This window comes from Streptomyces sp. JLBJ103 (assembly GCF_058215575.1).
Map to the genome: position 1 here is coordinate 7,308,224 of NZ_CM177089.1, position 19,259 is coordinate 7,327,482.

Below are 19,259 nucleotides of genomic sequence, written 5' to 3' on the forward strand. Positions count from 1 at the left end.
GGGCTGATCCTGGTGTGCGCGTGTGCGCGTGTGAGTCCGTACCGGCTGATCAGGACTTTCCGAGTTCCTCGTCGATGATGTCGAACACGTCGTCCAGCGTTGCCGACGTCAGGTCGTCCACCGCGGCGGCCTCGGTCTCCTTGTCGTCCCATGTGGACAGGAGCGACCGGAGCCTCAGCCGGATGTCCCCGACCAGCTCGTCGTTCGGGTCGAGCTTGGAGATGGTGATCGTCAGCTTGTTGAGTTCGCTGAGCACCGCGGTGGCGGGCGTGCCGGAGTCGGCGAGCACCGTCGTCCGCAGGTGGGCCGCGAGCGCCGCCGGGTTCGGGTGGTCGAACACCAGGGTGGCGGGCAGTCGTGAGTCGACCTCGGCGTCGAGCCTGTTGCGCAGCTCCACGGCGGTCAGCGAGTCGAAACCAAGCTCCTTGAACGCCCGGTCCGCCTCGACGGCCTCCGGTCCCGCGAAGCCGAGTACGGCCGCGGTGTGAGTGCGGACGAGGTGCACCAGCGCCCGGTCCTGCTCCGCCTCGGTGAGGCCCGCGAGCCGCTGGGTGAGCGGAACCGTCCCGGAGCCGTCGCCGGACCGCGCGGACCGGCGGGCGGGGGTGGGAACGAGACCGCGCAGCAGCGGCCGCACCTGCTCCGGATGGGCCCGCAGCGCAGCCAGCTCGATCGCGGCGGGCACCGCGGTGGCGGCGCCGGTCGCGCGCGCCGCGTCGAACAGCGCCATGCCGTCCTCGGAGGACAGCGGGACCATGCCGCCCCTCGCCATCCGCTGTACGTCGGCGTCGTCGAGGTGGCCGGTGATGCCGCTGGCCTCGGCCCACAGACCCCAGGCCAGCGACGTCGCGGGCAGCCCGGCCGCCCGGCGGTGCTGCGCGAGCGCGTCGAGGAACGCGTTGGCGGCCGCGTAGTTGCCCTGGCCGGGGCCGCCGAACACACCGGCGGCGGCGGAGAACAGCACGAACGCCGTGAGGTCCGTCCCCGCGGTCAGCTCGTGCAGGTGCTGCGCGGCGTCGGCCTTGGGGCGGAGCACCGCGTCGATGTGCTCCGGAGTCAGGGACTCGATCACGCCGTCGTCCAGTACGCCCGCCGTGTGCACGATAGCGGTCACGGGGTGCTCGGCCAGCAGCGCGGCGACCGCGTCGCGGTCGCTCATGTCACACGCCTCGACCACGACCCGCGCGCCCAACTCCTCGAGTTCCCGGCGCAGTTCCTCCGCGCCCGGCGAAGCCATGCCGCGCCTGCCGGTCAGTACCAGGTTCCGGACACCGTGGCGGGTGACGAGGTGCCGCGCGGTCACCCCGCCGAGCACGCCGAGCCCACCGGTGATCAGCACCGGGCCATCAGGGTCGAACGCCACGGGTTCGGGCGCGTCGGCCGGAGCGGCGAGCCGCGCCAGCCTGGCCACCGAGGCGACGCCGTTCCGTACCGCGACCTGCGGCTCCCCGGTCGCCACCGCGGCGGGCAGCCTGCGCAGCGACTTCTCGTGCCCGTCCACGTCGACCAGCACGAACCGCGTCGGGTGCTCCGACTGTGCCGACCGCACCAGGCCCCACGCGGGAGCGCGCACCAGGTCCGGGACATCCTCGTCCGGTCCGGCCGCCACCGCGCCACTCGTCAGCAGTACGAGCCGCGACTCGGCGAACCGGTCGTCCGCAAGCCACTTCTGGAGGAGGTCGAGGGTGCGGCGCGTCGCCTCTCGAGGGGTCGTCGCGCCCTCGCCCGGCGTCACGGCCACAAACCCGGGCACGGGCGCGCCGCCATCGACGGCGGCCAGCAGCGCGGCCAAGTCACCGTGCTCGTCGACCAGTTCACCCGCCGCGGTGAGTGCGTGGGTCAGCCGGGCGGTGTCGCCGCCGAGCACCGCCCACGTGCCGATGTCGGGAGCGGCGTCCGGCATCGGAACCCACTTCACCTCGAACAGCGAGTCGCGGTGTGCGGACCGTGCGAGGTTGAGCTGATCGGCCGAGATCGGCCGCAGGCTCAGCTCGTCTACGGCGGCGACCGGCTCGCCGGAGCCGTCGGCGACCAGCACCGCCACGGCGTCCACGCCGACCGGCGTCAACCGGACCCGCAGCGCCGTCGCTCCGGTCGCCAGCAGCCGCACCCCGGCCCATGAGAACGGGAGTCCATCCGAACTCACCCCGAGCCCGATGGCGTGCAGCGCCGTGTCCAGGAGAGCCGGGTGCAGGCCGAAGCCCTCGTCCGCGAGGCCGTCCGGCAGCACCACCTCGGCGAACACCTCGTCGCCCTTGCGCCAGGCCGTGCGCAGGCCCTGGAAGGCGGGGCCGTGGTCGAGGCCGGAAGCGGCGACGGTGGCGTAGTGACTGTCCAGCTCGACCGGCTCGGCCTCGCTCGGCGGCCAGGCCACGAGGGTGTCGGTGACGGGTTCCGCCTCGGCCACCAGAGCGCCGGTGGCGTGGCGGGTCCAGTCCCCGCCTTCGTCACCCCGGGAATCCACGGTGAACGCCCGCTTGCCCGACGCGTCCGGCCCGTCGAGGCTGAGCCGTACCTGGACGCCGTCCCGCTCGGGCAGCACCAGCGGCGCCTCCAGCACCAGGTCGTCCAGCGACGCGTAGCCGACGTGGTCACCGGCGCGCAGTGCGAGGTCCACGTAGGCCGCGCCGGGGAGCACCGCCGCGCCCAGGACGCGGTAGTCGGTGAGCCACGGGTGGGTGCGCAGCGACAGCCTGCCGCTGAACACGAGCGCCTCGGAGTCCGCGAGTTCGGTGACGGCGACGAGCACGGGGTGGTCCACCCGCCCCAGCCCGGCCGAGGTCACGTCGCCGGACGCGGTGTGCGTCGTCGTGGGCCAGAAGCGCTGGCGCTGGAACGGGTACGTCGGCAGGTCCACCTGCCGCGCACCGGAGGGCTCCCACGCACCCGAGAGCTCCCCGTCCACCTTGCCGCCGCGGACGAACAGCCCGCCTGCCGCGGTCATCAGCCGGGCCAGGCTCCCGTCCCCGCGCCGCAACGAGCCGACCACCAAGCCGTTGGCGCCGACCAGTTCGCCCAAGCCGGCCACCAGCACCGGATGCGGGCTGACCTCGACAAAGGCCGTGAAGTCCGCGGCCACCAGGGCCGAGACGGAGTCCGCGAACTCCACCGTCTGCCGCAGGCTCCGGTACCAGTACGTGGCGTCCATCTCTCGGGTGTCCAGCCACCCGCCGGTCAGCGGGGAGAAGTACGGCACCTCACCGGAGCGCGGCGACACATCCGCCAGCCCCTCCAGGAGTTCCGCCTCGATCCGCTCGACGTGGTGGGAGTGCGGGGCGTAGTCCGCCAGGACCCGGCGCGCCCACACCCCCCGCTCGGCGCAGACCTCCACCAGTTCGTCCAGCGCGGCGACATCGCCGGACACGACGACCGAGGCGGGGCCGTTCACCACGCCGACCGCGAGTTGCCCGTCCCACCGCGCCAGCAGCTCCCGTACGGCGTCCACACCGAGCGCGACCGACACCATGCCGCCCTGGCCGGACAGCGCGGTCAACGCCTTGCTCCGCAGGACGACCAGCCGCGCCGCGTCGTCCAGGGACAGGGCGCCCGCGACGCACGCTGCCGCGATCTCGCCCTGCGAGTGCCCCAGCACGGCGCTCGGCTCGACGCCCCACGACCGCCAGGTGGCGGCCAGTGACACCATCACCGCGAACAGTGCGGGCTGGACGACATCCACTCGCTCCATCAGGTCGGAATCCCGGATCGCGTCCAGCAGCGACCAGTCGACGAACGCTTCCAGCGCCTCCGCGCACTCCTCCATCCGCGTGCGGAACACCGGCGAGGACTCCAGCAGCTCCTGCGCCATGCCGACCCACTGCGTACCGTGGCCGGGGAACACGAACACCACACCGTCACCGCGGTGTTCCGCCACACCGGTCACGACGTTCGGCGCCTCACGGCCGTCGGCCAGAGCGGTGAGACCGGCGAGGAACTCCTCGCGGTCCAGCCCCACCACCACGGCGCGGTGGTCGAACGTCGACCGGGAACGCAACGAGTGGGCGACATCGGCGACGGACATGGCCGTCTCGTGCGCGAACTCCTCGCGGAGCCGGGACGCCTGCTCCCGCAGTGCCTCGCCGGACCGCGCCGACAGCACCCACGGCACCAGGCCGTCGTGCGTCGGCTCCGGGGCTTCCTCGTGCTCGATCGCGGGTGCCTGCTCGATGATGGTGTGCGCGTTGGTTCCGCTGAATCCGAACGACGACACACCGGCTCGCCACGGCCGGTCCACGGCAGGCCAGTCACGCTGGTCGGTGAGCAGTTCCACCGCACCGGCGGACCAGTCCACATGCGGCGACGGCTCGTCGACGTGCAGGGTGCGGGGCAGCACACCGTGCCGCATCGCCATCACCATCTTGATCACGCCAGCCACGCCCGCAGCCGCCTGCGTGTGACCGATGTTCGACTTGATCGAGCCGAGCCACAACGGCTGGTCGACGGGGCGGTCCTGGCCGTAGGTGGCCAGCAGGGCCTGCGCCTCGATCGGGTCACCCAGCTTGGTACCGGTGCCGTGCGCCTCGATCGCGTCCACATCGGACGGAGCGAGACCCGCACTGGCGAGCGCCTGCCGGATCACCCGGCGCTGCGACGGTCCGTTCGGTGCCGTCAGGCCGTTCGACGCGCCGTCCTGGTTGACCGCGGAACCCCGCACCACCGCCAGCACCTGGTGGCCGTTGCGTTGGGCGTCCGACAGCCGCTCGACGAGCAGCATCCCGATGCCCTCGCCCCAGCCCGTGCCGTCCGCGCTGTCGGCGAACGCCTTGCACCGGCCGTCCACCGACAGCCCGCGCTGGCGGCTGAACTCGATGAACGCACCCGGCGTGGACATCACCGTGACGCCACCGGCGAGCGCGAGCGAGCACTCACCGGACCGCAGTGCCTGCACCGCCAGATGCAGCGCCACCAGCGACGACGAGCACGCCGTGTCCACCGTGACGGCGGGACCTTCAAGACCGAACGTGTAGGCCAGCCGACCGGACATGACGCTTGCCGCGCTGCCCGTCGCCACGTGCCCACCCACGTCCTCGGCGGCCCCGTCCAGCACCATCCCGTAGTCCTGCACGTTCGAGCCGACGAATACGCCGACCCGCTCGCCACGGACGGCGTTCGGGTCGATACCGGCCCGCTCGAACGTCTCCCAGGAGGTCTCCAGCAGCAGTCGCTGCTGCGGGTCCATCGCCAGCGCCTCACGCGGCGAGATCCCGAAGAAGCCCGCGTCGAAGTCCGCCACGCGGTCGAGGAAGGCACCCATACGGCTGTACGACGTGCCCACACCCGAAGGGTCCGGGTCGTACAGCGCTTCCAGGTCCCAACCGCGGTCGGCCGGGAACTCCGACACCGCGTCCCCACCCGACAGCAGCACCTGCCACAGGTCCTCCGGGCTCGCCACACCACCGGGGTACCGGCATGCCATCGCCACGATCGCGATCGGCTCATCGGTCACCCCCGACACGGCGACCTCCGGCGCCGGCAGCGACCCGCTGTGCGGTTCCAGGACCTCCGTCATAAGGTGCTCGGCGAGCGCCGCGGGGGTGGGGTAGTCGAAGACCACGGTCGCGGGCAGGGTGAGGCCGGACGCGGCCGTCAGCCGGTTGCGCAGTTCGACGGCGGTCAGCGAGTCGAAGCCCAATTCGCGGAATGCCCGGTCGGGTTCGACGGCGCCGGCCGAGGTGTGTCCGAGGACGGTGGCCGCCTGCGCCACCACCAGCCCGCGCACCAGCTCCCGCTGCTTCGCCGCGTCCAGGCCGGTGAGCCGGCGCCGCAGCTCCGCCCCGTCCTCGTCGGCCCCGTCGGACACGTCGGACTCGGCCGTCCGGTCCGCGACCGCGGCACACGCCTCGGCCAGGTCGGCGAAGAGCGGGCTGGGCCTGCCGATCGTGAACGCGGGGGCGAACCGCTCCCAGTCCACGTTCACCACGACCGTGCTCGCGGTGCCACCGCCGACCGCGTCGCCGATGGCGCCCACCGCGAGGTCCGGCGGCAGCGCCGGGAGCCCGCGCCGGGACAGCTGCCGCTGCGCCTCGTCGTCGGCCATCCCGCCCCCGGCCCAGGGGCCCCAGGCCACTGCCGTCCCCGGCAGACCGCACGAGGTGCGGTGCTCGGCGAGCGCGTCGAGGTAGGCGTTCGCGGCGCTGTAGCCGACCTGGCCACCACTGCCCCAGATACCGGCGATCGAGGAGTAGGACACGAACGCGTCGAGCGGCGTGTCGGCCAGCAGCTCATGCAGGTGCGCGGCACCCGCCACCTTGGCGGTGACCACGTCCGCGAAGCGTGCGAGGTCGGTCTCCTCGACAGGGGCGCTGTCATTGAGACCTGCGGTGTGCACAACGGCGCGGACCGGGTCACCGGCGGCGGCCAGACCGTCGAGCAGGCCGGCGAGTCCGTCCCCGGCGGCGATGTCGACCGCGGCGACCGTGACGCGCGCGCCCAGCTCGATGAGCTCGGCCTCCAACTCCGCGGCGCCCTCGGCCTCAGGACCGCGACGGCTCACCAGCACGACGTGCTCGGCACCGTTCGCCGCCAACCACCGGGCAGCCCTGGCGCCCAGGGCGCCGAGACCGCCGGTCACGAGGACCGTGCCACGCGGCGTCCAGCCGGAGCCGGCGGCGGCCCGTCCGGCCCGCCGGAGCCGACGCGCGAACACGCCGGACCCGCGCACGGCGACCTGGTCCTCCGATCCGCCCAGCAGTCCGCACAGCCGCGCGGCCACCTGCTCGTCCACCGTCTCCGGCAGGTCGACCAAGCCGCCCCAGCGAGCGGGGTGTTCCAACGCCGCGGCCCGGCCGAGGCCCCACACCATCGACTGCGCGAAGCCCGCGACCGCGTCATCCGCGGCCGCCGACACCGCACCCGACGTCACGCACCACAGCGGCGCCTGTACGTCCGCGTCACCGAGCGCCTGGACCAGCGCGAGGGTGGCCGCCACGCCGTTCGGCACCGCGGGGTGGTCGGGGTGCGGCGACTCGTCGAACGCCAGCAGCGACAGGACACCGCTGACCTCTTCGCGCGCGACGGCCGCGCGCAGTGCGTCGGCCAGCCCTGCGCGATCCGCTGCGTCGCCCTCGACCTGGACCGCGACGAGCGCCAGGTCCCGGTCCGCCAGCAGCCTGCTCAGCGCCTCGGCGCGCTCGTCACCCGCGGGTGCCACGACCAGCCACGTGCCCGACGGGGGCGTCGTCGCAGGGTGGCCGACGGCCTTCCAGTCAACGGCGTAACGCCACTTGTCCACAGTGGACTTCTCGCGGCTCTGGCGCCGCCACGACGACAGCAGCGGCAGCACGGCGCGGAGCGAATCGGTCGCCCCGTCGTCGTTGATCCCCAGGGACGAGGCGAGTGCCGTCGCCTCCTCGCTGTCCACCGCGGCCCAGAACCGCGCCTCGTCCGCGTCCGGCGCGGCCTCGGTGTTGCCGGGCCGAGCGTCCAGCCAGTAGCGCTGGTGCTGGAAGGCGTACGTCGGCAGGTCGACCCGCCGGGCCCCGCTGTCTGCGAAGTAGGCGGTCCAGTCAACCGCCACGCCCTGCGTGTGCAACGCGGCGACGGTGGTGATGAGGGCGGTCTCCTCGGGCCTGTCCGCACGCAACGCGGGCAGGAACACCGCGTCGGGTGCGCTGCCGAGGCCGAGAGCGGCCAGTGTCCCACCCGGCCCGATCTCGACGAACAACTCGGCACCCTGCTCGCGCAGTGCCACGACCGCGTCGTGGAACCGCACCGATTCGCGGACATGCCGCACCCAGTATTCCGGCGAGGCGAGTTCTTCGGCGGTGGCCAACCGGCCCGTCAGCGTGGACACGATCGGGATTGCGGGTGCCTCGTAGGACACGCTCTCCAGCACACGGCGGAAGTCGTCGAGCATCGGGTCCATCAGCGGCGAGTGGAACGCGTGGCTGACGCGGAGCCGGGTCGTCTTTCGACCTGCCTCACGCCACCGCTCGGCAACGGCCTCCACATCGGCGGCGACACCGGAGACGACCACCGAAGTCGGCCCGTTGATTGCGGCGATGTCCACGGTGTCAGGCAGCTCGGGCGCGACCTCGGCCTCGGTCGCCTGGATCGCCATCATCGCGCCACCTGACGGCAGCGCCTGCATCAACCCGGCACGAGCGGATACCACCTTTGCGGCATCTGCGAGTGACCAGACACCGGCCACGTGCGCGGCGGCCAGCTCGCCGATCGAGTGGCCCGCCAGCGCCTCGGGCCGGATGCCCCAGGACTCCAGCAGGCGGAAGAGCGCCACCTCGACCGCGAACAACGCGGGCTGCGTCACCCCGGTCTCGTTCAGCGCATCGGCGTCCTCGCCGAACAGCACCTCACGCACCTGCGGGTCGAACGCGCCCAGCGCCTCGTTCAAGGCGTCGGCGAACACCGGGAATCGGGCGGCTAGTTCACGGCCCATCCCGAGCCGCTGCGATCCCTGGCCCGAGAACAGAAAACTCAGCCGACGCGATGCCGCCTCACCCATCACGACGCCCGGCTCGTCCCGCCCCTCGGCGAGAGCACCGAGAGCCGACAGGAACTCGGCACGATCAGCGGCGACCACCACGGCACGGTGGTCCAACGCCGTCCGCGACGTCGCGAGCGAGTAAGCGACATCAACGGGCGCGTGCTCGTCCACGATGGACATCAGACGCTCAGCCTGGCCACGCAACGCGCCCTCGTCGCCCGCGGACAGCACCCACGGCACCAGGCCGTCGTACGCCGGCTCCGGAGCTTCCTCCTGCTCGACTACGGGTGCCTGCTCGATGATGGTGTGCGCGTTGGTTCCGCTGAATCCGAACGACGACACACCGGCTCGCCACGGCCGGTCCACAGCAGGCCAGTCACGCTGGTCGGTGAGCAGTTCCACCGCGCCCGCGGACCAGTCCACGTGCGGGGAGGGCTCGTCCACGTGCAGGGTGCGCGGCAGCACACCGTGCCGCATGGCCAACACCATCTTGATCACACCGGCGACACCGGCCGCGGCCTGGGTGTGACCGATGTTCGACTTGATCGAGCCGAGCCACAGCGGCTGGTCGGCGGGGCGGTCCTGGCCGTAGGTGGCCAGCAGTGCCTGCGCCTCGATCGGGTCACCGAGCTTGGTACCGGTGCCGTGCGCCTCGATCGCGTCCACATCGGACGGAGCGAGACCCGCGTTCGCCAACGCCTGCCGGATCACCCGCTGCTGCGACGGTCCGTTCGGTGCCGTCAGACCATTCGACGCGCCGTCCTGGTTCACCGCCGAACCGCGGATCACCGCCAGCACGGGGTGGCCATTGCGCTGCGCGTCCGACAGCCGCTCCACGAACAGCATGCCGATACCCTCGCCCCAGCTGGTGCCGTCAGCGGCGGCGGCGAACGCCTTGCACCGGCCGTCCAACGACAGCCCACGCTGGCGGCTGAACTCGATGAACGCACCCGGTGTGGACATCACGGTGACGCCGCCCGCGAGTGCGAGCGAGCACTCGCCCGACCGCAGCGCCTGCACCGCCAAGTGCAGGGCGACCAGCGACGACGAACACGCGGTGTCCACCGTGACGGCGGGGCCTTCGAAGCCAAAGGTGTAGGAGAGCCGACCGGATGCCACGCTGGCCGCGTTGCCGGTCGCCACATAACCACCGACGTCTGCGGCGGCCTCGCCCAGCACCAGCCCGTAGTCCTGCGCGTTCGAGCCGACGAAAACGCCGACGTGCTCACCGCGCAGCGTCGCTGGGTCGATCCCAGCCCGTTCCATCAGTTCCCAGGAGGTCTCCAGCAACAGCCTCTGCTGCGGGTCCATGGCAAGCGCCTCGCGCGGCGAGATCCCGAAGAAGCCCGCGTCGAACCCGCTCACGTCCGACAGGAACGCGCCAGAACGCAGGTACGTGGTCCCCACCGCGTCCGGGTCGGGGTTGTACAGCGCGTCCACGTCCCAGCCGCGATCGGTGGGGAACTCCGATACCGCGTCCCCGTCCGACAGCAGCACCTGCCACAGGTCCTCGGGGCTTGCCACGCCGCCGGGGTACCGGCATGCCATCGCCACGATCGCGATCGGCTCATCCGTCACACCAGAGACAGCCACAGGGGCAGTGGGGGAGGGGGCCACGTCCGCGCCGCAGAGCTCGACGCGCAGATAGGCGGCCAGTGCGGCGGCTGTCGGGTAGTCGAAGACCAGGGTGGCGGGAAGGGCGACACCGGTGGCTTCACTGAGCCGGGTGCGCAGTTCCATGGCCGTCAGCGAGTCGAAACCCAGATCTCTGAAGGCACGCGTCGCGGAGAACGCCTCACCGGACACATGCCCGAGCACGGTGGCCGCTTCATAGCGGACCAAGTCGGTGAGCTGTCGCTCCTGCTCAGCCTCGTCCAAGCCGGCAAGCCGCTGTGCCAAAGCCGATGTGCTGTCTGCCGCCGGGGTGGCCTCGAACGCGGCGCGGACCTCGGGCAGCTCGCCCAGTAGCGAGCTGGGCCGCTGTGCCATGAAGGTGCCCGCGAAGCGTTCCCAGTCGACATCGGCGACGACGATGTTCCCGTCGCCACGTTCCAGGGCGGTGGCCAGACCCACGATCGCGACAGCCGGAGCCATCGTCGACAAGCCCCAGCGGTGCAGCAGCTCGGTCTGCTCAGCGGTTGCGACCATGCCGCCGTCGCCCCACGGACCCCATGCGACGGCGGTGGCGGGCAACCCAGCCGCCCTACGGTGCTCGGCCAGGGCGTCCAGGTAGGCGTTGGCAGCCGCGTACGCGCCCTGGCCACCACTGCCCCACACACCGGCGATCGAGGAGTAGAGGACGAACGCGTCCAACGGCGTTTCGCTCAGCAGGTCGTGCAGGTTCCTCGCACCGTCGACCTTGGCGGACAGCACATCGGAGAGGTTGTCCGGTTCGAGGTCGGCGAGGGCGGCCGAGCGCTCGATGCCTGCCGTGTGGACGACGGCGGTGAGTGACGGGACGCTCTCCAGCATCGCCGCGACGGACTCCCGGTCGGCCATGTCACAGGCGGCGATGGTGACGCGTGCGCCCAGCTCGACGAGCTCGGCCTTCAACTCCGCAGCGCCCGCGGCGGCCTGGCCGCGACGGCTCACCAGTACGACGTGCTCGGCGCCGCGTGCTGCCAGCCAGCGCGCCACATGGCCACCCAGGGCACCAAGGCCACCGGTCACCAGCACTGTCCCGCGCGGGGACCAGCCGTCTCCGGAGGAATCCGCACTCAACGGCGCGGGCAGCAGCCTGCGACCCAGAACCTCACCACCGCGCAGGGCAACCTGGTCCTCGCCGTTCGTTCCGGCAAGCACCGAGGCCAGCAGGTCACCGGTCGTATCGTCCTGCGTGTCGGGCAGGTCGACCAGGCCGCCCCAGCGGCCGGGGTGTTCCAGTGCGGCCACGCGGCCCAGACCCCACACCATCGACTGCTCGAACCCGGCAACCACGTCATCCGCGCCCGCCGAGACCGCACCCGATGTCACACACCACAACGGCGCCCGCACATCCGCATCACCGAGCGCACGCAGCAGACCAATCGTGGTCTCGGCGCCCGCGTCAGAGAGTCCCAGCAGCGAGACCACGCCACTCAGCGCGGGCAGTTCGGTCAGCTGCTCCGCCCAGTCGACGGCTTCCGGGTTCAGGTGCAGGACGTGCGCTTCCGCACCGTTCCGGGCCAGCGCGTCACGTACCCACTCGGCCCGGTCCTCACCGGTCGACGCGACAACCAGCCAGGCACCGTCCAGCGATTGCCCGGACCCGACAGTCACCGGCCGCCACTCGACCCGATACCGCCAACCATCCACAGCGGATCGACCCTGCTGCTCCCTGCGCCACGCAGACAACCGAGGCAACACCGTGCTCAGCGGATCGTCGGACGACACATCCAACGTACGGGCGAGATCAGCGATGTCGCCATCTTCGACGACCTCCCAGAATCGCGCCTCCACGGGCGACATCCGCTCAACGCCCAGATCAATGGACGGAGCGTCCAGCCAGTAGCGCTCGCGCTGGAACGCGTACGTGGGCAGATCCACTCGCCGCGCGCCAGGACCGGTGAAGAAGGCTTCCCAGTCGACCTGGATACCGCGCACATGCAACTGGCCCGCGGCCGTCGTGGCAGCCACGGCCTCTGGCCGATCGCCACGCAGCACGGGCACGAACCCGGCGTCGGGTGCGGACTGCTGCCCCATCGCCGACAGCGTCCCGCCCGGCCCCACCTCGACGAACGTCCCCACGCCCTCGTTCACGAGCGTGCTCACGGCGTCGGCGAACCGCACCGACTCCCGCACATGCCGGACCCAGTAGTCCGACGAGGCAAGCTCCTCGGCGCTCGCTAACCGGCCCGTCAGCGTGGACGCGATCGGAATCGCGGGCTCACCACACTCGGTTCCCTCGACCACCGCGCGGAACTCGTCCAGCATCGGGTCCATCAACGGGGAATGGAACGCATGGCTCACGCGGAGCCGGGTCACCTTCCGGCCCGCCTCGCGCCACCGCTCCGCGACCGCCTCGACATCGGCGGCAACACCAGAGACGACCACCGACGACGGCCCGTTGACCGCCGCGATCCCCACGGTCTCCGGCAGTTCGGGCGCGACCTCGGCCTCGGTCGCCTGGATGGCCACCATGGCGCCACCCGAGGGCAGTGCCTGCATCAGCGCACCGCGCGCCGACACCACCTTTGCCGCATCGGCCAACGACCACACACCCGACACATGGGCAGCGGCAAGCTCGCCGATCGAGTGCCCGGCCAGCACATCCGGCCGGACACCCCAGGACTCCAGCAGCCGGAACAGCGCCACCTCGACAGCGAACAACGCGGGCTGCGTCACCCCGGTCTCGTTCAGCGCATCGGCGTCATCACCGAACAGCACCTCACGCACCGCCGGGTCGAACTCGCCAAGCACCGCATCCAACGCCTCGGCGAACACCGGGAACCGGGCCGCCAGCTCACGCCCCATGCCCAGCCGCTGCGATCCCTGGCCCGAGAACAGGAAACCCACCCGGTGCGGTGCCACCTCGCCGACCACAACACCCGGACCACTTCTCCCCTCGGCGAGCGCGGCCAGCGCCGCCTGGAACTCAGCAGGTTCCGTGCCGACGACCACCGCGCGGTGCTCCAACGCCGCACGTGAGAACACCAGCGTACGGCCCACATCCGCCACGGACAGGTCCGGCGATTCGTCCACGAAGGACTTGAGCCGCGCGGCCTGCTCCCGCAACGCCTCGGGGCCCTTGGCCGACAACACCCAGGGGACGACCGCGTCGACGGGCAACGGCTCCGGGGCATCCTCCTGCACGGTCACGGGAGCCTGCTCGATGATGGCGTGTGCGTTCGTTCCGCTGAATCCGAACGACGACACACCGGCTCGCCACGGCCGGTCCGCAGCAGGCCACTCACGCTGATCGGTGAGCAGTTCCACCGCACCGGCGGACCAGTCCACATGCGGCGACGGCTCGTCCACGTGCAGGGTGCGCGGCAGCACACCGTGCCGCATCGCCATCACCATCTTGATCACACCAGCCACGCCCGCGGCCGCCTGCGTGTGCCCGATGTTCGACTTGATGGACCCCAGCCACAGCGGCCGGTTGGCAGGACGATCCTGGCCGTAGGTGGCCACCAACGCCTGCGCCTCGATCGGGTCACCCAGCTTCGTGCCCGTACCGTGTGCCTCGACCACGTCCACATCGGACGGAGCGAGCTGCGCACTGGCGAGTGCCTGCCGGATCACCCGCTGCTGGGACGGGCCGTTCGGTGCCGTCAGGCCGTTCGACGCGCCGTCCTGGTTCACCGCGGACCCACGCACGACGGCGAGCACCTGGTGGCCATTGCGCTGGGCGTCCGACAGCCGCTCGACGAGCAGCATCCCGATGCCCTCGCCCCAGCCCGTGCCGTCCGCGTCTGCACCGAACGCCTTGCACCGGCCGTCCACCGCCAGCCCGCGCTGGCGGCTGAACTCCACGAACGCGGCGGGCGTGGACATCACCGTCACGCCACCGGCGAGGGCGAGCGAGCACTCACCGGACCGCAGTGCCTGCACCGCCAGATGCAGCGCCACCAGCGACGACGAACACGCGGTGTCCACCGTCACCGCGGGACCTTCAAGACCGAACGTGTAGGACAGCCGACCGGAGATGACACTCGCCGCGCTGCCCGTGCCGAAGTAGCCCTCGACGCTGTCCGGCGCGGCCATCATCAGCGTCGTGTAGTCCTGGCCGTTGGTGCCGACGAACACACCGGACCGGCTGCCCCGCAACGAGTTCGGGTCGATGCCCGCTCGCTCGAACGTCTCCCAGGAGGTCTCCAGCAGCAACCGCTGCTGCGGGTCCATCGCCAACGCCTCACGCGGCGAGATCCCGAATAACGCCGGGTCGAAGTCCGCCACGTGGTCGAGGAAGGCGCCCATGCGGGTGTACGACGTGCCGACGCCCGCCGCGTCCGGGTCGGGGTTGTACAGCGCCTCCAGGTCCCAACCGCGGTCGGTCGGGAACTGCGACACCGCGTCTCCACCCGACAGCAGCACCTGCCACAGGTCCTCCGGGCTCGCCACGCCACCGGGGTACCGGCACGCCATCGCCACGATCGCGATCGGCTCGTCCGTCACCCCCGACACGGCCACAGCAGCAGTGGGGGAGGGGGCCACCTCCGCACCGGAGAGCTCAGTACGCAGGTAGGCGGCCAGTGCGGCGGCCGTCGGGTAGTCGAAGACCAGGGTCGCGGGCAGGGCAACACCGGTGGCCTCGCTGAGCCGGGACCGCAACTCCATCACCGTCAGCGAGTCGAAACCCAACTCCCTGAAGGCACGCGTCGCGGAGAACGCCTCAGCAGACACATGCCCCAGCACCGCAGCCGCCTCATAGCGGACCAGGTCGGTGAGCTGCCGCTCCTGCTCGGCCTCGTCCAAGCCGGCAAGCCGCTGGGCCAGAGCCGACGTACCGCCTTCTGTAGACGTGACCTCGAACGCGGCACGGACCTCGGGCAGTTCACGCAGCAGCGGGCTGGGCCGCTGCGCCATGAAGGTGCCCGCGAACCGGGCCCAGTCGACATCGGCGATGGTGACCTTGCTGTCACCGTGTTCGATGGCCGTGCCGAGGCCGACGAGCGCCGCCTCGGGGACCATCGTGGTCAGACCCCTGCGCCGGAGGTGTGCGGCCTGCCCGGAGTCCGCGACCATGCCGCCACCGCCCCACGGACCCCACGCAACCGCCGTGGCGGGCAACCCCGCCGCCCTGCGGTGGTCGGCGAGGGCGTCCAGGTAGGCGTTTGCCGCGCCGTAGGCAGCCTGGCCACCACTGCCCCACACTCCGGCGATGGACGAGAACAGCACGAACGCGTCCAACGGTGTGCCGGCCAGCAGCTCGTGCAGGTTCCTGGCGCTGTCGGCCTTGGCCGCCAGCACGTCGGCGAAGTCGGCGAGGTCAGCCGGATCGAGGTCGGCGAGTACGGCCGAGCGCTCGACACCCGCCGTGTGGACGACGGCGGTGAGCGTCGGGACGCTTCCCAGCATCGCCGCGACGGACTCCCGGTCGGCCATGTCACAGGCGGCGATGGTGACGCGTGCGCCCAGCTCGACGAGCTCGGCCTCCAACTCCTCGGCGCCCTCGGCGGTCCGGCCGCGACGGCTCACCAGCACCACATGCTCGGCCCCGCGCGCCGCCAGCCAGCGCGCCACATGGCCACCCAGGGCGCCGGTGCCGCCGGTGACCAGGACGGTGCCGCGCGGCGACCAGCCGTCCCCGGAAGCGTCGCCCAGCGGAGCGGGCAGCAGCCTGCGACCCAGAACCTCACCACCGCGCAGCGCGACCTGGTCTTCGCCGGTGGTTCCGGCAAGCACCGAGGCCAGCAGATCGCCGATCCTGTCGTCCTGTGTATCGGGCAGGTCGACCAGGCCGCCCCAGCGGCCGGGGTGTTCCAGTGCGGCCACGCGGCCCAGACCCCACACCATCGACTGCTCGAACCCGGCAACAGCGTCATCCGCGCCCGTCGACACCGCACCTGACGTCACACACCACAACGGCGCCTGCACATCCGCATCACCGAGCGCCCGCAGCAGACCAATCGTGGCCGCGATACCCGTGGGCACGGTCGACCCGCCCGCGTCCGCGAGCCCCAGCAGCGAGACCACGCCACTCGGAGCAGGCAGTTCGGTCAGCTGCTCCGCCCAGTCGACCGCCTCCGGGTCCACGTGCAGAACCTGTGCTTCCGCACAGTTCCGGGCCAGCGCATCCGCCACCCACTCGGCCCGGTCCTCACCGGTCGGCGCCACAACCAGCCAGGCACCGTCCAGTCGCCCGGATCCGGCGGCCACCGGCCGCCAGTCGACCCGGTACCGCCAGCCGTCGGCGGTGGACCGGTCCCGCTGCTTCCTGCGCCAGGCGGACAGCCGGGGCAGCACGGCACTCAGCGGATCGTCGGACGACACACCCAGCGTGCGGGCGAGATCGGTGAGATCGCCCTCCTCCACGGCCTCCCAGAACCGTTCCTCCACCGGCGATATTCGCTCAGCGCCCTCATCGTCGGCCGGAGCGTCCAACCAGAGGTGCTCACGTTGGAACGCATAGGTGGGCAGGTCCACCCGCCGGGCCCCGCTGCCCTCGAAACAGGCGGCCAGGTTCACCGCGACACCGCGTACATGCAGTTGGCCGACGGCGCTGGTCAGCGCGACGAGCTCGGGCCGGTCGCCGCGCAAGGCGGGTACGAAGGCCGCCTCCGGGACGTTGAGTTGCCCGAGACCGGACAGCACACCACCGGGACCGATCTCCAGGAAGACATCGGCGCCCTGTTCGCGCAGCGCCAGGACCGCGTCGGCGAACCGCACCGACTCCCGCACATGCCGCACCCAGTACTCCGGCGAGGCAAGTTCTTCGGCGGTCGTCAACCGGCCCGACAGCGTCGACACGATCGGGATCGCGGGTCCCTCGTAGGACACGCTCTCCAGCACCCGGCGGAACGCGTCCAGCATCGGGTCCATCAGCGGCGAGTGGAACGCATGGCTCACGCGGAGCCGGGTCACCTTCCGGCCCGCCTCGCGCCACCGCTCCGCGACCGCCTCGACATCGGCGGCAACACCAGAGACGACCACCGACGACGGCCCGTTGACCGCCGCGATCCCCACGGTCTCCGGCAGCTCGGGCGAGACCTCGGCCTCGGTCGCCTGGATGGCCACCATCGCGCCACCCGAGGGCAGTGCCTGCATCAGCGCACCGCGCGCCGACACCACCTTTGCCGCATCGGCCAACGACCACACACCCGACACATGAGCCGCGGCCAACTCGCCGATCGAGTGCCCGGCCAGCACATCCGGCCGGACACCCCAGGACTCCAGCAGCCGGAACAGCGCCACCTCGACAGCGAACAGCGCGGGCTGCGTCACCCCGGTCTCGTTCAGCGCATCGGCGTCCTCACCGAACAGCACCTCACGCACCGCCGGGTCGAACTCGCCAAGCACCGCATCCAACGCCTCGGCGAACACCGGGAACCGGGCCGCCAGCTCACGCCCCATGCCCAGCCGCTGCGACCCCTGACCCGAGAACAGGAAACCCAACCGGCGCGATGCCGCCTCACCCACCACAACACCCGAACCACCCCGCCCCTCGGCGAGAGCGGCGAGCCGGTCGGTGGTGGTGGCCCGGTCCTCGGCCAGCAGCACGGCGCGGTGCTCGAACACGGCCCGTGTCGTAGCCAGCGAGAAGCCGACGCCCACCGGGTCGAACTCGTCCGAACTCCGCACGGCGGACAGCAGGCGGTCGGCCTGCGCGCGCAGCGCGTCGGGGGTCCGGGCGGACAGCATCCACGGCGTGACGGCGGGGACCGGCAGGTCGGTGTCCACGGTGGACACCGGATCGGCGGCGGGCGCCCCCTCCAGGACGGCAGGCGCCTCCTCCGGAGTGGCGGCTGCCTCCTCCAGGATGACGTGGGCGTTTGTGCCGCTGACCCCGAACGAGGACACACCGGCGCGGCGTGGTTCACCGGTCTCCGGCCACTGCTGCCGCTCGGTCAGCAGCGCCACGGTGCCCGCCGACCAGTCGACGTGGCTGCTCGGCTCGTCGATGTGCAGGGTCTTGGGCAGCACACCGTGCCGCATCGCCATGACCATCTTGATGATGCCGCCGACACCGGCCGCCGCCTGGGCGTGGCCGATGTTGGACTTCAGCGACCCCAGCCACAGCGGCTGATCGGCGGGGCGGTCCTGGCCGTAGGTCGCCAGCAGCGCCTGGGCCTCGATCGGGTCGCCGAGTGTGGTGCCGGTGCCGTGCGCCTCGACCGCGTCCACCTGCGCCGGGGTGAGCCGTGCGCTCGCCAGCGCCTGGATGATCACCGCCTGCTGGGACGGCCCGTTCGGCGCCGTCAAACCGTTCGACGCGCCGTCCTGGTTCACCGCCGAGCCGCGGATCACCGCCAGCACGGGGTGGCCGTTGCGGCGGGCGTCCGACAGCCGTTCCACCAGGAGCATGCCGACGCCCTCGCCCCAGCCGGTGCCGTCGGCGCTGTCGGAGAACGCCTTGCAGCGGCCGTCCACGGACAGGGCACGCTGCCTGCTGTACTCGACGAACGTACGCGGGGTGGACATGAACGTGGCGCCGCCCGCGAGCGCGAGCGAGCATTCCTCGCGGCGCAGCGCCACCATCGCGAGGTGCAGCGCCACCAACGACGACGAGCATGCCGTGTCCACCGTGACGGCGGGACCTTCGAGGCCGAAGGTGTAGGCGATCCGGCCCGACGCGATGCTGCCCGCACTGCCGTTGGCGAGGTAGCCCTCGAACCCTTCGGGCGCCTGCGGCAGCCGTGTCGCGTAGTCGTTGTACATCACGCCCGCGAACACACCGGTCCTGGTGCCCCTGGCCTGCGCCGGGTCGATGCCCGCGCGCTCGAACGCCTCCCAGGAGGTCTCCAGCAGCAGTCGCTGCTGCGGGTCCATCGCCAGTGCCTCGCGCGGGCTGACTCCGAAGAACGCCGGGTCGAAGCCCGCGGCGCCCTGGAGGAATCCGCCGTGCCGGGTGATCGACGTGCCCGCGTGCTCGGGGTCGGGGTCGTAGAGCGCGTCGGCGTCCCAGCCTCGGTCGGCCGGGAACTCCACCACGGCGTCCCCGCCGTCGACCAGCAGCCGCCACAGGTCTTCCGGTGACTCGACACCTCCGGGGTAGCGGCAGCTCATCCCGATGATCGCGACGGGCTCGTTCTCCCGCTCCTCGACCTCGCGCAGGCGTCGGCGTGCGGTGCGCAGATCGTTGGTGGCTCGCTTGAGATAGTCGCGGAGCCTGTCCTCGTTCTCCATTTAACGTGCGCTCCTTACGGCGGTGCAGACGAGATCGACGCGGGGCGACCCG

At 71.8% G+C, this 19,259-nt stretch carries 1 protein-coding gene; it reads right to left on the reverse strand.

Annotated features, from left to right (window positions below):
• Window positions 1-49: 49 nt before the first annotated feature.
• Window positions 50-19,207, reverse strand: coding sequence for a type I polyketide synthase (locus AC4BEG_RS31745; RefSeq protein WP_490703102.1), 19,158 nt, complete (start codon window positions 19,205-19,207; stop codon window positions 50-52).
• Window positions 19,208-19,259: the final 52 nt, after the last annotated feature.

Excerpts from the sequence above, each read along its gene's own strand:
- AC4BEG_RS31745 (WP_490703102.1), bottom strand. The coding sequence starts at position 19,207 with ATGGAGAACGAGGACAGGCTCCGCGACTATCTCAAGCGAGCCACCAAC.